Origin of the sequence: Streptomyces aurantiacus JA 4570, from assembly GCF_000414115.1 — a bacterium.
Lineage (GTDB): Bacteria > Actinomycetota > Actinomycetes > Streptomycetales > Streptomycetaceae > Streptomyces > Streptomyces aurantiacus_A.
Map to the genome: position 1 here is coordinate 8,042 of NZ_AOPZ01000186.1, position 19,301 is coordinate 27,342.

Consider the following 19,301-nt stretch of genomic DNA (forward strand, 5'->3'; position numbering starts at 1 on the left):
TCATGAGTGAACCGCCGAACAGTCACCTGGGCATGGCCCGTTTCCGGACAACAACGTGGAGGGCCTGATGCCTGCCTCGACCAACCCCTGGATAGCCCGGCTCCGCCCCGCGAGCACGGGGCAACTCCGGCTGATCTGCTTCGCCCACGCGGGCGGCGGCGCGGCCACCTTCCGCGGCTTCGCCCAGGACCTGCCCGACGACATCGACCTGTGCGTGGTGCGGCTGCCGGGACGCGAGAGCCGACTGCGGGAGCCCCCGGTGCGGAAGATGGGCGAGCTCGTCGGCCTGCTCGGCGAGGCGCTCGACGAACTCCTCGACGTTCCCTACGGGCTCTTCGGGTACTGCTCGGGAGCGCTGACCGCCTTCGAGTTCGCCCGCTACCAGCGCGAGCGCGACGGCAGGCCGCCCGCCGCCCTGTTCGCCTGCGCCTGCCCGTCGCCGGCCATGGTGCTGCGGGACAGCGGGGCGCACTCCCTCGGCAAGCCCGAGCTCATCGAGCACCTCACCGCGCTCGGCATCATCCCGGACACCATCCTGAACACCCCGGGACTCTTCGACATGTTCGAGCCGAGCGTGCGCGCCGACTACGAGGTGTACGAGACCGACGACTACCAGGAGGCCCCACCTCTCGACCTGCCCATCAGCGTGTTCGGCGCGACCGGTGACCCGAGCACCACCGTGCCCACGCTGCTCGGCTGGCGCGAGGAGACCGCGCGGGACTTCTCGCTGCGCCTCTACCCCGGAGACCACGGCTTCTTCGACAAGGACCGGCAGTCCCTCACCGCCGCCGTCAGTGGAGAGCTGCGCACCGCGGCCGCCGCGGTGCGGGGGGACGCCCGATGACGGAGCGTGAACTCTCCGACATCAAGCGCGAGTTGCTCGCCAAGCTGCGGGCGGGCAGAGCCGAGCCCGCGCCCCGGCGGGTGCCGCCCGCCGACCCCGACCGCCCGGTGCAGCTCTCCTACGCGCAGGAACGGGTCTGGCTCACCGGGCAACTCGCGCCCAACACACCGGCCTTCCACCTCGTGACGCTGGCGTCGCTGCCGGTGCGCCTCGACGCCGAACTGACCGCGCAGAGCCTGCGCGAGGTCGTGGCCCGGCACGACTGCCTGCGGATGTCGGTCGACGTCGTGGCCGGCCGGCCGCTGATGGTGGTGCACGACATCGAGGACATCGCGGTGCGGGTGCCGGTCACGGACCTCTCGGCCGCACCCGACCCGCGCGCCGCGGCCGTCGCGCACGCCGAGGAGGTCGCACGCAGGCCGTACCGCCTGGACAGCGCTCCGCTGTGGCGGGCCGAGATCATCGTGCTCGGTCCCGACGAGTCGATGATGCTGATCGCCGCCCACCACCTGATCGCCGACGCCGGCTCGCTCGACCTCATCGCCATGGAGCTGTCCCAGCCCGCCGCGCGTACCGAGATCCCGGTGTCCTACCGGGACTTCGCCGCGTGGCAGCGGTCGAGCATGGAGTCCGGGGGCCTGGACGCCGAACTCGACTTCTGGCGCGCCGAGCTGAACGGCGTGCCGACCTCCCTCGAACTGCCCTCCGACCGGCCGCGTCCTCCGCTGCCGGAACTGGCGGGGCGCACCCTGCAGTTCGACATCCCCGGCGCGACCACGACACGGCTGCGGGCGCTGAGCAAGGCCGAGGGCATCACTCCCTACGTACTGCATCTCTCCGCGCTCGGCGTGCTGCTCTCGAGGTACACGCACCGCCAGGACCTCCTGGTGGGGACCTATCTGGCGGGACGCGACGAGCCGGAGCTGCACAAGCTCGTCGGCATGTTCGTGAACCTGGTCCCGGTGCGGGTGCGGATGACCGGCGCGCCGACGTTCCGGGATCTCGCCGGTCGCGTCAGCACCACGACCGCGGCTGCGTTCGCCCACCAGGGCGTGCCCTTCGAACGGCTCGTCCAGCAGACCGAGCGCGGCATGAACCGGGGCGAGCCGCCGCTGGTGCAAGTGGGCTTCAACATGCTGCGGCCCAGGGGGGCCGCCTTCGGCGAGACGATCGACCTGCCCATCTCCCAGGACGTCTCGCAGCTCGATCTGACCGTGCACGTGGTGGAGCGGCCCGACGGCACGCACAACCTGATGATGGAGTACGCGACCGCGCTGTTCGACGCCGCCACGATCGAGCAGCTCGCCCGGCACTATCTGCACCTGCTCGACCGGCTCACGGCGGAGCCGGACACCCCGGTCGCCCACATCGGCACACTGCCCGAGTCCGAACACGCCGCGCTCGCCGCAGGTACGACGCACACGGCCCACCCGGACAGCACGGCGGAGGCGGCCGAGCACGCCGAGACGGCGGAACAGCCACTGCTCGCGGACGCCTTCGCCGAGCAGGCGCGGACACGGCCGGACGCGATCGCGGTACGCGCCGGTGAGAGGGAACTGACCTACCGCGAACTCGACGTCCTCGCGGCGCGGCTCGCCGACCAGCTCCGCGCCCGGGGCGCGGGAGCGGAAGACGTCGTCGGCATCTGTCTGGAACGCGGGCTTCCGCTGGTGGTGAGCCTGCTCGCGGTGTGGCGGGCAGGCGCGGCGTATCTGCCGCTCGACCCGGAGCACCCGCCCGCTCGGTGGGCCCACATGACGGCGGCCGCGGGGGCGCGGCTGGTGATCACCGGCGCCGGCCGGGAGGCCGGGCCCGGCGGGATCGGGACGCTCGTGCTCGACCAGGACGGCACGGCGCCGTCCGAACCCGCCGGACCGGGCGTGGGCGCCGCGGCGCCCCTCCACCGGGACGGCGCGGCGTACGTGCTCTTCACCTCCGGCTCGACCGGCATGCCCAAGGGCGTGGTGATCAGCCACGCCGGCATCGCCAACCGCGTGTGGTGGTCGGTGCGCACCCACCGCCTGACCGCGCGCGACCGGGTGCTGCAGAAGACCAGGATCGGCTTCGACGCCGCGGGCTGGGAGGTGTTCGCGCCCCTCGTCGTCGGCGGCACCGTCGTCCTGGCCGCACCGGACGTGGAACGGGATCCCGCGGCGATGGTGCGTGCCGTCGCCGACACCGGGACGACCGTGCTCCAGGTGGTCCCCTCGGTCCTGCGGCTGCTCGTGGAGCAGCCCGGATGGGAGGACTGCGGCGCCTTACGCCTGTTGTTCTCGGCGGGCGAGCCGCTCGACGCGGGACTGTGCGCGCGGGCGTTCCGCCTGGCCGCGCCGGAGATCTGGAACACCTACGGGCCCACCGAGTGCTCCATCGACGTCACCGCCCACCGTTTCGACCCGGACCAGCGCACCGGCACCGTGCCGATCGGCACCCCCATCGACCACACGCGGATCGCTCTCGTCAGCCCCGAGGGCAACCTGGTCCCGGACTCCGTGCCGGGCGAACTGCTCGTCAGCGGACCCGGCGTGGCCAGAGGCTACGTGGGCAGGCCGGACCTGACGGCGGAGCGGTTCGTGCCCGACCCCTACGGCCCGCCGGGTGCGCGCGCCTACCGCACCGGCGACCTGGTGCGCAGGGGCCGCGACGGACTGCTGCGCTACGTGGGCCGGGCCGACGACCAGCTCAAGGTCAACGGTGTGCGCCTCGAACCCGCCGAGATCACCGCCGCGCTCCTGTGCCACCCCGAGGTGACGGCGGCCCACGTCCGCGCCGAACGCGGCCGCGGCGGCGAGCCGCGCCTGGTGGCCCATGTCGTGGGCGGTCCTGGCCGCGCGCCCACCGCGGCCGAGCTGAGGGCGCATCTGGCCACGCAGCTGCCCGCCTCGATGATTCCGACCGCCTTCGTGCCGCTGACCGAACTGCCGCTCACCGAGAACGGCAAGGTCGACCGGCTCGCCCTGCCGGCCGCCGAGGACGAGCACCGGGCGGGGCCCGCCCACGTGCCGCCGCGGACACCGGCCGAACGCCTCGTGGCCGACGTCTGGTCGGAGCTGCTCGACGTGGAACGGGTCGGCGCCGAGGACGACTTCTTCGCCCTCGGCGGGCACTCCCTGCTGCTCGCCCGGCTCGCGGCGCGCCTCACCGAGCGCACCGGGGTGGCGCTGGCCGTGCACACCCTCTTCGGCGCGCTCCGGCTGCGCGACCAGGCGGCACTGATCGCCACCGGCGGCTCACGCGCCGAGATGCCGCCGCCGATCCCGTCCCTTCCGCGGCCCGCGCCCGAGGAGCCCGGCCTGCCGCTCTCCTTCGGCCAGCGCAGGCTGTGGTTCCTCGACCAGCTCACCCCGCACAGCCCCGAATACGTGCTCCCGGTCGTGATCCCCCTCCCGCACCGGGCCGAACTGCCCGTCCTGCACGGGGCGTTGGCCGACCTCGCCGAACGCCACGAGATCCTGCGCACCCGCTACACCCGCCACGACGGCGAACCGCGGCAGCTCATCGACCCGCCCGCGGCGTACGACGGCGGACTCGACGTGGTCGAAGGCCCCGTCGGGTCCATGGTCGACGCGCTCGGCGAGAGCATCCGGCGCGGCTTCCGCCCGGCCGACGAGGCGCCTTGGCGCGCTCTGCTGCTGCGTGCGGCCGACGCGTACGCCGGCGACGTCCTGGTGCTGGTGGTGCACCACATAGCGGCCGACGGCCTCTCCGTGCCGGTGCTGCGCCGGGACCTGCTCGAGCTGTACCGCGCCCGCGCCGACGACGACCGGCCCGAGCTGCCCAAACTGCCCGTGCAGTACGCCGACTTCGCCGCGTGGCAGCAGACGTGGCTCACCGGCGAGCGCCTCGAGGAGGAGCTGGCCTTCTGGCGGTCGCGCCTGGCCGAGCTGCCCTACCTGGAGCTGCCGACCGACCACCCGCGCCCGCCGGTACGGGACGCGAGCGGGGCCGTCGTGGCCTTCCGTGTCCCGGCCGACGTGGCAGGGCCGGTCGTCGCGGCGGGCCGCCTGCGCGGCGCCAGCGAGTTCATGTCGATGCTCGCCTTCTTCACCGTGCTGCTCGGCCGCTACAGCGGGCAGCGGGACATCGTGGTGGGCGCCCCCGTGGCCGGGCGCGCCCGGCCCGAACTGGACGACCTGGTCGGGTTCTTCGTCAACACCCTGGTCCTGCGCAACGACCTGACCGGCGAGCCCACCGTGGGGGAGCTGCTCGACCGCGTGCGCGCGAGCGCCCTGGACGCGTTCGCCCATCAATACCTGCCCTTCGAGCGCCTCGTCGACGAACTGAGCCCCGAGCGGGACCTGTCCCGCACGCCCCTGGTCTCCGTCCTGTTCGACGTGGTCGACTCCGGCGGCCCCGACGGCTCCGACGACGACACAGCGGCGATGGAGCTGGACGAGCGGTTCGCCGGTCTGTGGCAGGCCGCCAAGTTCGACCAGACCTGGACACTGCGCGCGCAGCCGGACGGCTCCTACGTCGGCACCGTCGAATACGCGACCGCGCTGTTCCGCGAGGACTCGGTGCGGGCGATGACGACGCACTTCGTCCAGCTGCTGCGGGGCGGCGGGGCCCCTGCCCTGCCCGTGTCACGGCTCGACCCGCTGTCACCGGCCGAGCGCGCCGAACTCCTGGCGCCCGTGCAGGAGCAGGAGCGGGTGCGCACGCTGCCCGACCTGATCACCGAGCGGGCCGCCGCCACGCCCGACGCGCCGGCGGTCACCGAGACCGGAGAGCGAGGCCGGAGCCTGCGCTACCGCGAGCTCGACGACCGGGCCGCCCGGCTCGCCCACCACCTGCGGGCGGGCGGGATCGGCGAGGGCGACGTCCTCGCCGTGGCGCTGCCGCGCGGAATCGACCTGCTGGTGGGCATGCTGGCCGCGTGGAAGGCCGGTGCGGCCTTCCTGCCGCTCGACCTCGCGCACCCGCCGGCGCGGCTCGCCGCCCAGTGCGCCGACGCCGCGGCGGCCGCCGTACTCACCGACGGCACGCTCACCGGAACCGAGCTGCCGGATCTGCCCCGAGTGGACGTCGTGGCCGACGCGGACGCCGTCGCGGCCCTGCCGACCACCGCCCCGGCCGTTCGCCGCACGGCCTCCGACGCCGCGTACGTGATGTTCACATCCGGCTCGACCGGGCGGCCCAAGGGTGTGGTGGTGGAGCACGGCGCCCTGGCCAACCGGGTCGGCTGGTCGGTGTCCGGGCAGGGCATCGACGCCGGGGACCGGGTGCTGCACAAGACGAGGTCCGGGTTCGACGCCGCGATGCTCGAACTGTTCGCCCCGTTGGCCGCGGGCGGCACGGTGGTCCTGGCCCCGCCCGACGCCGAACAGGACCCCGCCGCGCTGCTGCGCGCGGCCGCGGACGGCGCGGCGACGGTGCTGCAACTGGTCCCCTCGGTGCTGCGGATGCTCCTCGAACTGCCGAGCTGGCCCGACCTCTCGGCGCTGCGCCAGGTGTGGCTGGCCGGGGAGCCGCTGAGCGCGGAACTCGTCGCCCGGCTGCGCGAGCGGGTCGACGTCGCGGTGTGGAACACCTACGGCCCCACCGAGTGCGCCGTCGACGTCACGGCGTACCCCGTCGGAGCCGGGGCCACGGGAGCCGTCCCGATCGGCCGGCCGCTGCCGAACCTGCGGCTGCGGATCCTCGACCGTGAGGGCGGCCTCACGCCCGCCGGGGTGCCGGGGGAACTCCTGGTCGGCGGGGCGGGCCTGGCCCGCGGATACGCGGGCAGGCCGGACCTGACGGCGGCGCGGTTCGTCCCCGACCCGTACGGCCCGCCCGGATCGCGCCTGTACCGCACCGGCGACGGATCGCGCCTGTACCGCACCGGCGACCTGGTGCGGCGCCGCGCGGACGGCGTACTGGAGTTCACCGGCAGGGCGGACGACCAGGTCAAGGTCAACGGCGTCCGGATCGAGCCCGGCGAGGTCGAGGCCGCGCTCATCGCCCACCCCTCGGTCCGGGAGGCCGTGGTGACCGCGCGGTCCCTCGCGTCCGGAGGCCACGCCCTGGTCGCCCACTACCTGCCGGAGGGCGGCGCCGAGCCGACGCCGGACGAGCTGGCCCGGCACTGCCGCCGGACCCTGCCCGCCGCGTACGTCCCGGGAGCCTTCGTCGCCCTCGACGCGTTCCCGCTGAACCGCAACGGAAAGCTGGACCGGGCGGCGCTGCCCGAGCCCGCCGCGGGGACCGGCGGACGGACGGCGCCCGAAGGCCCCGTCGAGGAGCGGATCGCCGAACTCTGCGGCGAGCTGCTCGGCCTGGCCGAGGTCGGGGCGCGGACCAGCTTCTTCGCGCTCGGCGGCAACTCACTGCTGGCCATCAGGCTGGTGAGCGCGCTGCAACGGGAATTCGACCTGGACCTCCCGGTGCGGATCGTGTTCGAAGGACCGACCGTCGCGGATCTCGCCGTGGCCGTGGAGTCCGCCATCCGTGCCGAGGTCGACGCGCTGACGGAGGACGAACTCGCGGCCGAAGCAGCCCTGCTGGCCGCCCGGCCGCACGGCGAGAACGAGAACGCGTCAACGGACGATGCGAGGAGCGAGCGACGTGAGCGGTAACCGAGACGCGCGGGACGCGGCCGAACTCAGGGCCAAGATCCTCGCCGAAAGACTCGCGGGACGGCAGGGCGGCCGCGGCCGTCGCGGCGTCATCCCGCCCGCCGACCGGCAGCGGCCGCTGCCGCTGTCCTTCGGCCAGCAACGGCTGTGGTTCCTGGACCGGCTCTCACCGGGCAGCCCCGAGTACCTGGTGCCCTGGACGGTACGGCTGCGCGGCGCGCTGCGCGTCGACGCCCTGGAGGCGGCCTGGCTCGACGTCGTCGCCAGGAACGAGATCCTGCGCACCCGGTACGCCCTTGAGGGCCATGAGCCGGTCCAGGTCATCGGCGGGGAGTCGGAGACCGACTTCGCGGTCGTCGATCTCGCCGACCGCCCCGCGGACGAGCGCGAGAAGTTCGCCCTCGCGTTCGCCGACGACCAGGCGCGCTCCCCGTTCCGCCTCGACACCGATCTGCCCGCGCGCCTGCGGGTGGTGCGCCTGGCCGCCGACGACCACCTCCTGGTGCTCGTCATGCACCACATCGCCTGCGACGGCTGGTCGCTCGACCTGGTCGCCGAGCAGCTGACGACGGCGTACCGGCGCAGGGTCGACCCCGGCACGGCAGGGGACGCCGAAGCGCCGCGCGCCCAGGTGCAGTACGCGGACTACGCGGCCTGGCAACGGGACCGGCTCTCCGGAGCCGAGCTGGACCGCCAGCTCGGCTACTGGCGCGAGGAACTCGCCGGGCTCACGACGGTCGAGCTGCCGACCGACCGGCCCCGGCCGCACGTCAGGGACCACAGCGGCGCCACCCTGCGCTTCGAGCTGCCGGCCGACCTCGCGGAGGGGGTCCGCCTGCTCGCCAGGCAGCAGGAGACCACCGTGTTCACGGTGCTGCTCACCGCGTTCCAGGTGCTGCTCTTCCGCCACACCGGGCAGCGGGACATCACGGTGGGCACGCCGGTCGCCGGACGGGAACGGCCCGAACTCGCCAACCTCGTCGGCTTCCTGATCAACACGGTGGTGCTGCGCAACAAGTGGGAGGGCGACCCGAGCTTCCTCGACCTGCTCGGCTCCGCCCGGCGCGCCGTCGGGCAGGCGCTGGCGCACCAGGACGTGCCGTTCGAGCAACTCGTCGAGGAACTCGCCCCCGAGCGCGATCTGGCCCGCACCCCGCTGTTCACCGTCATGTTCGGCCTGCAGGGCGGCGGCGCGGCGGAGCCCGGCCTGCCGGGCCTGACCGCGGAGCCGGTCGACGTGGCGTGGTCCGTCGCGAAGTTCGACCTCAACCTGCAGCTCGCCGAGGCGCCGGACGGCCGTATCGGCGGCTTCCTCGAATACGCCACCGCACTCTTCGACGAGGCCACCGTGGCCCGCCTCGCCCGCCACTACCACCGGCTCGTCGCCGCGCTCGTCGCCGAACCGGAGAAGTGTGTGTCCGACGCGGATCTCCTGTCGGCGCAGGAGCGGCACCAGCTGCTCGTCACCTGGGCGGGCGGCGCCGAGCCCGACCGGGTCCTCGACGAGGACGGCCTCCTCGGCTCGGCCGTCGGCATGCACCAGGCGTTCGAGAAGCACGCCGCGGCGGCCCCGGACGCCGTCGCGCTCGTCTTCCAGGACGAGTCCCTGACCTACGGTGAGCTGAACGCGCGCGCGAACCGGCTCGCGCATGTGCTGCGGGCGCGGGGCGTCGGGGCCGACAGCCTCGTGGGCGTCTGCCTGGAACGCGGCATCGACCTGGTGGTGAGCCTGCTGGGCGTGGTGAAGGCAGGCGGGGCGTATGTGCCGCTGGACCCCTCGTATCCGGCGCGCCGGCTCGGCTACATCCTTGAGGACACCGGCCTGCGCCTGCTCATCACCCGGGACGAGCACACCGAGGTGTTCGCGGACTCCTACCAGGGCAACCTCATCTCCCTGGACAACGACGCGGACCTGCTGGCCGGTGCCGTCACGACCGACCCCGAGCCCCTCACCACCCGTGACCACCTCATGTACGTCATCCACACCTCGGGGTCCACGGGGAGGCCCAAGGGCGTGTGCATGACCCACCGCAACGTGCTGCGCCTGTTCGCCTCGGCCCACGAGCACTACGACTTCGGTCCCGCCGATGTCTGGCCGCTGTTCCACTCGTACGCCTTCGACGTCTCGGTCTGGGAACTGTGGGGCGCGCTCGGGCACGGCGGCACGCTGGTCGTGCCGTCCTACGAAGTGACCCGCTCGCCGGACGAGTTCATCGACCTGCTCGTACGGGAGCGCGTCACCGTCCTCAATCAGACGCCGTCGGCCTTCCGCACGCTCCTCGCCGCGACCGGCCCCGGCGACGCACGCCTCGCCGAGCTGCGGCTGCGCGCGGTGATCTTCGCGGGCGAGAAACTGGAACCCGCCGAACTCCTGCCGTGGTACGAGGTGTTCGGCGACGCGGGCCCCCGGCTGATCAACATGTACGGCATCACCGAGACCACGGTGCACACGACGTACCACCACATACAGCCGGAGGAGCTGGGCCCGGCGGCGCCGAGCGTCGTCGGACGCGGCCTGAGCGACCTGCGCGTCCACGTACTCGAACCGGGGGGCCACCCGGCCCCGGTCGGGGTGGTGGGCGAGCTGCACGTCGGCGGGCCCGGTCTCGCGCGCGGCTACCTGAACCGGCCGGATCTGACCGCCGAGCGGTTCGTACCGGACCCGCACGGTCCCGCGGGCGCGCGGCTGTACCGCAGCGGCGACCTGGCCCGCCGACGCGAGGACGGCACGCTCGAGGTCATCGGCAGGGCCGACAACCAGGTCAAGATCCGCGGCTTCCGCATCGAGCCCGGCGAGATCGAGGCCACCCTGGCCGAGCACCCCGCCGTGCGCACCGCGGTGGTCCGGGCCAGGGCCGGACACGACGGGACTACGCACCTGGTCGCCTATCTCGTGCCGGAACAGGCCGCGTCCGGCCTCGACCGCGGCGCCGTCCGGGCCTGGCTGGCGAGCCGCCTGCCGAGCCACCTCGTGCCCGTCTCCTATCTGGAGATCCCCGCGGTCCCCCTGACGGCCAACGGGAAACTCGACACCGCGGCGCTGCCCGAGCCGGACTCCGCGGCGGTGGCCACGCGCAGCGCCTACGAGCCGCCGCGCACCCCGGGCGAGCAGCGGGTGGCCGGCGCCTGGCGGGAGGTGCTCGGCACCGACCGCGTCGGCGTGCACGACAACTTCTTCGAACTCGGCGGCGACTCGCTGCGGGCGGTCGCGGTCGTGGGCGCCCTGCGCGCCCAGGGCATCGACGCCGCCGTACGCGATCTGTTCGAGCACCGGACGGTCGCGAGTCTGGCCGAAGCGCTCGCCGAACGCACCGGCACAGCCCAACCGCTGCCGAGCATCGAGCCGTTCTCGCTCCTGTCACCCGCCGACGCCGCCCGGCTGCCCGCCGGCCTCGTCGACGCCTACCCGATGTCACAGGTGCAGGTGGGCATGGTCATCGAGATGCTCGCGGGTGAGCTGCGCAACTACCACAACATCACGTCGTTCAGCATCCGCGACAGCGACCCCTTCGACGCGGACGCCCTGCGTGCCGCCGCCGCGGAGCTGACCGACCGGCACGAGATCCTGCGCACCTCGCTGCACCCCACGGAGTACACGGAGCCCCTGCAACTCGTGCACCCGACGGCCACGTTGCCGCTGGCCGTGACCGATCTGCGCGGCCGGCCCGCCGACGAGCAGGAGCGGGCGGTCCGCGCCTACATCGCCGACGAGCGCCGCGACGTGTTCGACCTGTCCCGGGCGCCGCTGCTGCGCCTAGGCGTGCATGTGCACGACGACGGCTGGCGGCTCTCGATCACCGAGTGCCACGCCATCCTCGAAGGGTGGAGCTACCACTCGCTCCTGATGGAACTGCTCAACCTCTACCGTGCCGTCCGCGCGGGCGCGCCCCTTCCCGAGCGCCGCCCCGTGGCCACCCGCTACGCCGACTTCGTCGCCCTGGAACGCCGGACACGCGATTCCGCGGAGCATCAGGAGTACTGGCGGGGCGTGCTCGACACCCACACGCGGATGCGCATGCCCGAGGCGTGGGCGGCGCGCGGGGAGGAGCGGGCCGCGAACGCCCCGTACCAGATCTGGGTCCCCGTCGCCGACCTCCACGACGGACTGCGCGACCTGGCGGGCACGGTGGGCGTGTCCCTCAAGAGCGTGCTGCACGCCGCCCATCTGAAGGTCATGAGCACCCTCACCGAGGAGAAGGCGTTCTACTCCGGCCTGGTCTGCGACACCCGGCCGGAGGTGCCCGGAGCCGACCGGCTGTACGGGATGTTCCTCAACACCGTGCCGTTCCCCTTCCGGCTCACCGCGGCGACCTGGCGCGAGCTCGTCGCCGACGTCTACGCGCGGGAATCCGAGGTGTGGGTCCACCGCAGGTTCCCGCTCTCCTCGATGAAGCGCGCCCAGGGCGCGGGCGGCACCCGGCTCATCGACGTGTTCTTCAACTACCTCGACTTCCACATGGTCGACACCGACCTGGTCGACTTCGGCGACAGCATCGACGAGAGCCCCAACGAGTTCCCGCTCGCCGTGACCTCGCTCGGCGGGCACATCGTCCTCACCACGAGCCCCGACGTGCTCGACCGCGAGCACGCCGAGCGTCTCGCCGCCGGCTACCGGCGCGTCCTGGAGGCGATGGTCGCGGACCCCGACGGCGATGCCCGCGGCAGCCATCTCACACCGGACGAGCGCGACCGGCTCCTCGCCGCACACCACGGCACCGCGGAAGGGCACGAGACCGCTGAGAGGATCAGCACGCCTGCGGACCGCGTCGCCGCACACGCCCGCACCGCACCCGAACGGGCCGCGGTGATCGGCACGGACGGCGAGGTTCTCAGCTATGCCGAGCTCGACGACCGCGCGGGACGGCTCGCCGCCGTCCTGCGCGAGCGCGGCGTCGGCCCCGACATCAGGGTCGGGATCCTCCTCACCCACCGGGCGGAGCTGATCGTCGCGATCCTGGCCGTCCTCAAGGCAGGCGGCGCCTATGTGCCCCTGGACCCCGAACACCCCGCGGAGCGGCGGGAACACGTCCTCACCGACAGCGGGGCCGCGCTCGTCCTGACCGAGGAGGCACTCGCCGCCGGGCTCGGGGCTCACACCGGACGGGCCGTGCTCGTGGACGCCCCTGAGCTGTCGGCCGCCGCGCCCGCGGGCGACGACCTGCCCGCGCCGGATCCGGACGCCCTGGCGTACACGATCTACACCTCCGGATCCACCGGAACACCCAAGGGCGTGATGATCACCCACCGGGGCCTGGCGAACTACCTCGACTGGGCCGTGCGGCGATACGAGGTGACCGAGGGCGGCGTCGTGCCGCTCCTCGGCTCCGTCGCCTTCGACCTCGCGGTGACGAACCTGCTCGTCCCGCTCGCGGGCGGAGCCGCGGTGCGGCTGCTCCCCGACGACCGCCCCGTGGACGCGCTCGCGGAGCTGCTCCGTGGCCCCGGACGGTTCGATCTGCTCAAGGTCACGCCCGCGCATCTGGAACTCCTGCGGGCCCGGCTGGCCGACGGCGGGCCGATCGACACGGTCGGCACCTTCGTGGTCGGCGGCGAGGAACTGCGCGCCGACAGCGTCCGGGCCTGGCGCGAGCTGGCCCCCGGCGCGGTGATCGTCAACGAGTACGGCCCCACCGAAACCGTGGTGGGCTGTGTCGTGGCCGATGTCACCGCCACCGCCGCCGACGCGACCCGGGTGCCGATCGGCGCACCGATCGCCGCCACCCGGGCGTACGTCCTCGACCGGTTCGGCAATCCGGTCGAGAACGGTGTCGTCGGCGAACTCCACCTCGGCGGCGCGGGCGTCGCCCGGGGCTACCTCGGCAGGCCCGACCTCACCGCCGAGCGCTTCGTCCCCGATCCGTTCTCGGCAGGCGGTGGCCGGCTGTACCGCACCGGTGACCTCGTACGGCGTCGCGACGACGGCGACCTCGAGTTCCTGGGCCGCGCCGACAGCCAGGTGAAGATCGCCGGACACCGGATCGAACCGGGCGAGGTGGAGGCGGTGCTGCGCACCCACCCCGACGTCGCGGACGCGGTCGTCGTCGCCCGCGAGGACACACCGGGCGACCGGCGGCTCGTCGGCTACGCGGTGGCGAGCCCCGGAGCCGAGCCGACCCCCGGCGCACTCCGCCGGTTCCTCGGCGAGAAGCTGCCCGGCTACCTCGTGCCCGCCGCGCTGCTGCTGCTCGACGAGCTCCCGGTCACCATCGGGGGCAAGATCGACCATCGGAGGCTGCCCGCACCGCAGGAACGGCCCGAGCTGACCGTGCCGTTCGCACGGGTCCGCAATACGGTCGAGGCCCGCATCGCCGACATCTGGGTCAAGGTGTTCGGCCTCGACCGGGTCGGCAGGGACGACAACTTCTTCGAGCTGGGCGGGGATTCGATGATCAGTCTGCGCATCGTGGCCGAGGCCACGGCGCGCGGCATCGAGCTCGACCTGCGGGACGTCCTCGAGTACCCCACGGTGGCCCAGTTGGCCGACCGGCTCCGCGGCGGCGAGGTCGCGGGTGTGCTCGACCAGGTGCGTGCCGACGCGGAGCTCGACCGGGCGTTCACCGTCTCGGCCGCGGGCCGAGCGGTCGGCGCCGACGCGCCGGTGCTGCTCACGGGCGCGACGGGATTCGTCGGCGCGTTCCTGCTGCGTGAGTTGCTCGACCGCACCACGGGCCCGGTGCGCTGCCTGGTCCGGAGCGCCGACGCCGCCGAGGGCGCCCGGAGGATCCGGGACGCGCTGCTGCGCTTCTCCCTGCCCGACGCGGACGTCGACGACAGGGTCGAGGTGGTGCCCGGCGATCTGGCGGCGGTGCGGTTCGGCCTCGACGACGCCGCGTTCGCCGCGCTCGGTGACGGGCTCGCCGCGATCTACCACAACGGTGCCAAGGTCAACGCCGTGTATCCGTATCCCGCGCTGCGGGCCGCCAATGTGCTCGGTACGAAGACGCTCATCGAGCTGGCGGCCCGCGCCAACACGCCGCTGCACTACATCTCGACGATGTCGGTGTTCTCGCCCCGGCAGGTGGAACGGGGCCCGGTCGGCGAGTACTCCGCCGCCGACGACCTGGACGGCATCCCCGACGGCTACTCGCAGAGCAAGTGGGCCGCCGAGTCGCTGGTCCGGGCCGCCGCCGCACGCGGCCTCGCGGCCACGGTCCACCGCCTGGGCACGATCTCCTGGCACAGCGGGACCGGGGCGGCCAACCCCGAGGACGTGGTCTGCCGGGCCATCACCGCCTGCGCGCGCCTCGGCGCGATCCCGGTCGCCGACCTGGAACTCGACCTGGCCCCGGTGGACTACGCGGTCGCCGCGATCGTCGAACTCTCCCGGCGCAGCGACGGCACGGGCGAGCTGTTCCACATCATCGGCGGACAGCCGGTGCGCTGGAAGGACATGGCGGGATGGCTGGCCGAGCACACCGGCGAACCGGTGGCTTCGCTGCCGTATCTGACCTGGCGTGCCCGGTTGCTCGCCGCGGCGGAGCTGCCGGGGGGCGGGGACCTGAAACTGCTCCTCCCGCTCTTCCCGAACGTGGACTTCGACCCGGAGCAGCCGCTGATGAAGCAGGACCACACGGCGCCGCTCACCGAGCGCCGGCTCGCCGCGGCGGGGCTGCGCCGGCCCACGCTCGGCAAGGACGAGCTCGGTCGCTTCCTCGGCCGCCAGCGTGAACTCGGCGCCCTGGCCGCCGCCAGGTAGTACCGCCCGGCGACAACTGCCCGCGCGACATGGCGACATGGCGCCAATCCTGGTCCAGACGTGGTGCGCGCGGGCAGCGCGAGATTGACTTTTCCGGCGACGATCTCAGTCGTCCCAGGAAATAATGACGAGCGGAGAACTCGATGCGGGAAAAGCGTCGGCACTTGCTTTCCATCGCGGACCTGACGGACGCTGAGCTGTTTCACCTCGTGCGCATGGCGCGTGGCTACGCGGCGACCGCGGCGGCGGGTTCCGCCTACGAGAAGGTGTTGGCGGGCCGGGTCATAGGGACGTACTTCCGGAAGACGTCCACAAGGACCCGCACGGCGTTCTCGTCCGCGGCCCTGCGCCTCGGCGCCGAGGTGATCGCCTATGGGCCGGGGGATCTTCAGGAGAACACCGGGGAGACCGTGGAGGACACCGGCCGCGTGCTCTCCAGGATGCTCGACGGCCTCGTCGCCCGCACCGCCGGGCCGGACCGGGAGTTCGCCGCCTATGCCGCGCAGGACCGGATGGCGGTCATCAACGCGATGAGCGAGGGGGAACACCCCACGCAGGCACTCGCCGATCTCACGACGGTACTGCGCGTGCGCGGCGAGGTCGACGGCGCGAAAGTGCTCTATGTCGGGGAGGGGAACAACTCGGCCGTGGCCCTCGCGCTCGCGCTCACCCGGTTCAAAGGCACCGAGCTCTACGTCATCACACCTCCGGGTTACGGCCTGCCCGCGGAGACGCAACAGCGTGCGAAGAGTTACGCGGAAGCGTCCGGCAGCACGTTCGTGTGCGCCCACGATCTGGCCCGGGCGCCGAAGTCCACGGATTTCGTCTACACCACCAGGTGGCAGACGACGGGCACCAGCAAGGCCGATCCGGACTGGCGGACGGTATTCGACCCCTTCCGCGTGGACGCGGCCCTGATGGCCCGGTACCCCGATGCCAGGTTCCTGCACGACCTGCCCGCCCACCGGGGCGAGGAGGTGACCGCGGAGGTCCTGGACGGCCGGGTGAGCGCGGCCTTCGACCAGGCCGAGAACAAGATGCACAGCGCGGCCGCCGTCCTCGCGTGGTGCCTGGCGGGCGCCTCATGACACCGCGGACCGCATGACCTCTCGGCATCACTCGACCCCACTCGACACCACCGGCAGAGATCCGCTCTCGACCCGGCGCCCAGCCCCTAGTCGTGGTAGTCGTGGATGCGCCAACCGACGCCCGGGAGTTCCTCGAAGAGCCGGGCCGCGACCAGCTCCTCGGCCTGCCGTCGCGGGGCCCGTGCGTCGACCACGACTCTGAGCTCCCTCATGGTGATGACGCGGCCGGTGGGGTTTCCCCCCGTCCAGCAGATCGCGGAGACGTACAGGCGGAACGCCCCGTCGGACAGGAACCGCACCCTCCAGTTCCACGGGAACCGTTCATCGATGTGTGCCCACGGCATCGGCGCTTCTTTCGTCGGCGTTGACTGTTCCTCGGCTGAGCACTTCTCGTATACAGGGTGTCTACGCAAACGCACAGCGCTTTGGGGGATACGCCCCAAGGCTTGCGGGGGATGGCTTATCCGCGGCTCGTGGCGTAGGCATGAGCAAGCGCACGGCGACAGGCAGGCGGGATGAGCCTCATGGGCGAGCAGGAGCGGACGGACTTCAACGACCTCGTACGCGGGCGCCGGGCCGAACTGGGCATCAGCCTGCGGGAATTGGAGGCGCGGTCCGTCGACCCGGAGGCCGGTGAGCGGGCCCGGTTCGGGTGGATCTCCAAGGTGGAGAAGGGGCGGCCGACCGACGCCCCGCCTCCCGCGCTGCTCCGCGCCCTGGCGGTGGGCCTCGAACTTCCGCTGCGAGTGCTCCAGGAGGCCGCGGCGGCGCAGTTCCTCGGCATGACCTCGTACGTGTGGAGCGAGGACCGTACGACGCGGGTGCTGGCCGCGCGGATCGAGGAGATGTCGGACGCCGAGCGCCGGCAGTTGGCGGACATCGCGGAGACGTTCGCCCGCAGGCGTGCGCGGAGCGAGGGTGCGACGGGGTAGTGCGGGGCGCCGGTGCGCGGCAACTCGCCCTGGCCGCCGACCGGCCGGTGTGGCACAGTCGGTGATCCGCCGCCTGGGGGGCGCAGTCGGAATCCACCGCGCACGGTCTCTGCCGTGCGGCGGTGACGAGGGTGGCCGCGAGGGACTGGGATGGCAGACGACGACGCGCAACGATGCGATGAGCCGGGCGAGTTGAGTGAGCCGCGGGCCGAGTTCGACATGGAGTTCGTGGACTGGCTGCCGGGTGGCAGGGCCGTGATCCCGGTGGAGAGCCAGGGGCGGTTCACCTGGCTCGTGGTGCGCGGGCACGTCTCGGAACAGGCGCGCCAGGAGTTCGTACGAGAGCTCCAGCACATCGTGGGACGCGGGCTCTGGCGGCAGGACTGGCCGGCCGGGGCGCCCTAGGGCGTGTCCGATGGGTCGGCGCGGCGTCGCGACGCCTGGCACGCACGCTCGCCGCGTTGCCGAAACGTCCTAGTAGCTCCTTCCCCAAGCTCTCAGCTTCGTTCGAGCAGCCGCTCCTTGCTCCACGCCGACCCATCGGACACGCCCTAGCCGGGCGCTAACCTGGTGCGGGAGAGGACGCCGGATGCCATGCGCTCCACAGTGAGGAGCATGTGTTCCACAGTGAGGAGGCGGTGGTGCTCGGAAGGGGCACGCGGTTGCTCGCGGGGGCCATGATCGTGGCCTGCGCGGTGCTCGTCGGCCCCAGCGCGCCGAGCGGTGCCCTTTTCGGCCGGTCCTTGCCCGTCGACGCCGTCAGGGATGTCGTACCGAACCGGGTCATGACGTGGAACATCTGCAACCCCTGCGACGAGAGCAACGTCGGCCGGGCAGCGGAGATCGCCACGTATGCGCCCCAGGTCATCGGCCTGCAAGAAGCGTGCGTGCGGGATGTCGAGAGAATCCGGGACTATCTGGAGAGCCTGCACGGGCTGGTCTACCACGTCGAGTACGGGACGGTTCTGCGGAACCGGAGCCGCTGCGGGGGCTGGCCGTGGAGCCCGGGGGGCTTCGGCCAGGCGGTCCTCTCGGCGGCACCGATGACAGACCGCGTGAACGTGGAGTATCCCGACGGCGGATCCGAGGACCGTGGGTACATGGCGGTGACCACCACGGTGGGCGGCGAGCGCGTCCGGGTCTTCAACACCCACCTCGCCCAACGACGTCAAGAAGCAGTCCGGGCAGATCAGACGCGCGTACTGGCCGCGGAAGTCGCCCGGCACGACCGCGCGATCGTTCTCGGCGACTTCAACGCCGTGCCGGACGCTCCCGAACTCACCCGGATCTGGGCACTGGCCTCGGACACGGACCCTCAGTGCCGTCCCTCGTCAGCCGCCACCTGCGAGCCGACCACCGACTGGCACAGCAAGTTCGACTACGTCTTCCTGCGCGGCATCGCCCCGCTCAAGCACCGCGTGCAACCCACCGCGTACTCGGACCACCACCTGCTCCACACCGATCTGGACGCACCCTAGGCGGCCGGTCTCCCGGTCACACGGTCAGGGGCACCGGGTGGACCTCGTCGGCCCGGTGACCGGCGCGTTCATGGACGCGTTGGACTGCTTCGGCCGAGGGCGCCTCGGAGAGGCAGTAGACCGTACCGGACTGCGGGTCCGCCCACGCCTTCTCGAAATGGACGCCTTCTTCGCTCTCGATGGCCAGGTCGGCCTGGTGCGCCTGCTGCAGCTGGTCGGCCGTGATGCCCTTCATCCCGTGGTGGACGTCCATGAACTGGGACATGGCGTCGCACCCCCTTCCGGCATGCGCGTTCGAGCGTTCGGAGCTGCCAAGACCCATGGGCGGCTCCTGCTCCGCTCTCTCCATTCTGCGCCTGTACGACCGCGGGGGCGACTGTGCGGCCCTGGCCTGGAACGTTCGGGCGCAGGGTGACCGCCCCGCGTCTGTTCTTGGTCCTACCGAGCATGTTGAGCCCTTTCCCCGTTTCTGCTGAGCGCTGCCGCAGGGCGGTGACTGACGACTGCGCATGAGCTTGCGGGCCTGGGTGGGGGCCGAGCAACAGCATCAGGTCGTCCCGGACAGGACGCCGCTGTCCGGGCTGGTCAGAGCCTCGTCCGGATGCTGACCGGAGGCCCTGTCCGGCGGCTCGGACAGGCCCTGCGGTGGATGTTGTCAAGCCCTGGGGGTTCGGCCAGGATGCTCGCCATGGGGAGCCGGGGGGAA

Annotated in this window: 9 protein-coding genes; 7 read left to right on the forward strand and 2 right to left on the reverse strand. The window is 72.7% G+C overall.

Features of this window, described 5'->3' with window-relative positions:
* Positions 1 to 67: 67 nt before the first annotated feature.
* The 4 genes from STRAU_RS19060 to STRAU_RS19075 all read left to right on the forward strand — a co-directional run bounded on the left by STRAU_RS19060 (position 68) and on the right by STRAU_RS19075 (position 16,185).
* A complete protein-coding gene (locus STRAU_RS19060) occupies positions 68 to 844 on the forward strand; it encodes a thioesterase II family protein (protein ID WP_158692093.1) in 777 nt (258 codons plus the stop codon).
* Entirely contained in the window at positions 841 to 7,401 is a 6,561-nt protein-coding gene (locus tag STRAU_RS19065) for a non-ribosomal peptide synthetase (protein WP_016642003.1), read from the forward strand. Before STRAU_RS19060 ends, STRAU_RS19065 begins: the two co-directional genes overlap by 4 nt.
* Positions 7,391 to 15,097 carry a non-ribosomal peptide synthetase gene (locus STRAU_RS19070; protein WP_052029152.1) on the forward strand — a complete coding sequence of 2,569 codons (7,707 nt, stop codon included), beginning with the start codon at positions 7,391 to 7,393 and terminating at the stop codon, positions 15,095 to 15,097. Before STRAU_RS19065 ends, STRAU_RS19070 begins: the two co-directional genes overlap by 11 nt.
* A 143-nt stretch (positions 15,098 to 15,240) precedes the next feature.
* On the forward strand, positions 15,241 to 16,185 hold the full coding sequence (locus STRAU_RS19075) for an ornithine carbamoyltransferase (protein WP_037660389.1): 945 nt from the start codon (positions 15,241 to 15,243) through the stop codon (positions 16,183 to 16,185).
* 86 nt (positions 16,186 to 16,271) lie between these two features.
* Here the strand turns inward: STRAU_RS19075 and STRAU_RS19080 are convergent, their stop codons facing one another.
* Positions 16,272 to 16,529: a hypothetical protein gene (locus STRAU_RS19080; protein ID WP_016642008.1), complete on the reverse strand. Its 258-nt coding sequence runs from the start codon at positions 16,527 to 16,529 to the stop codon at positions 16,272 to 16,274.
* A gap of 171 nt (positions 16,530 to 16,700) precedes the next feature.
* On the opposite strand from STRAU_RS19080, the gene STRAU_RS19085 reads away from it, so the two are divergent.
* From STRAU_RS19085 to STRAU_RS19095, 3 genes are all read left to right on the forward strand, one after another.
* Positions 16,701 to 17,117 carry a hypothetical protein gene (locus tag STRAU_RS19085; RefSeq protein WP_016642006.1) on the forward strand — a complete coding sequence of 139 codons (417 nt, stop codon included), beginning with the start codon at positions 16,701 to 16,703 and terminating at the stop codon, positions 17,115 to 17,117.
* Positions 17,118 to 17,267: 150 nt separating this feature from the next.
* Entirely contained in the window at positions 17,268 to 17,522 is a 255-nt protein-coding gene (locus STRAU_RS19090; protein ID WP_016642007.1) for a hypothetical protein, read from the forward strand.
* A 272-nt stretch (positions 17,523 to 17,794) separates the two neighbouring features.
* Complete coding sequence (locus STRAU_RS19095; protein WP_078621328.1) at positions 17,795 to 18,595, forward strand: endonuclease/exonuclease/phosphatase family protein; 801 nt, start codon at positions 17,795 to 17,797, stop codon at positions 18,593 to 18,595.
* 16 nt (positions 18,596 to 18,611) lie between these two features.
* Here the strand turns inward: STRAU_RS19095 and STRAU_RS19100 are convergent, their stop codons facing one another.
* Entirely contained in the window at positions 18,612 to 18,860 is a 249-nt protein-coding gene (locus STRAU_RS19100) for an SCO4226 family nickel-binding protein (RefSeq protein ID WP_016642010.1), read from the reverse strand.
* Between the last annotated feature and the right edge of the window lie 441 nt (positions 18,861 to 19,301).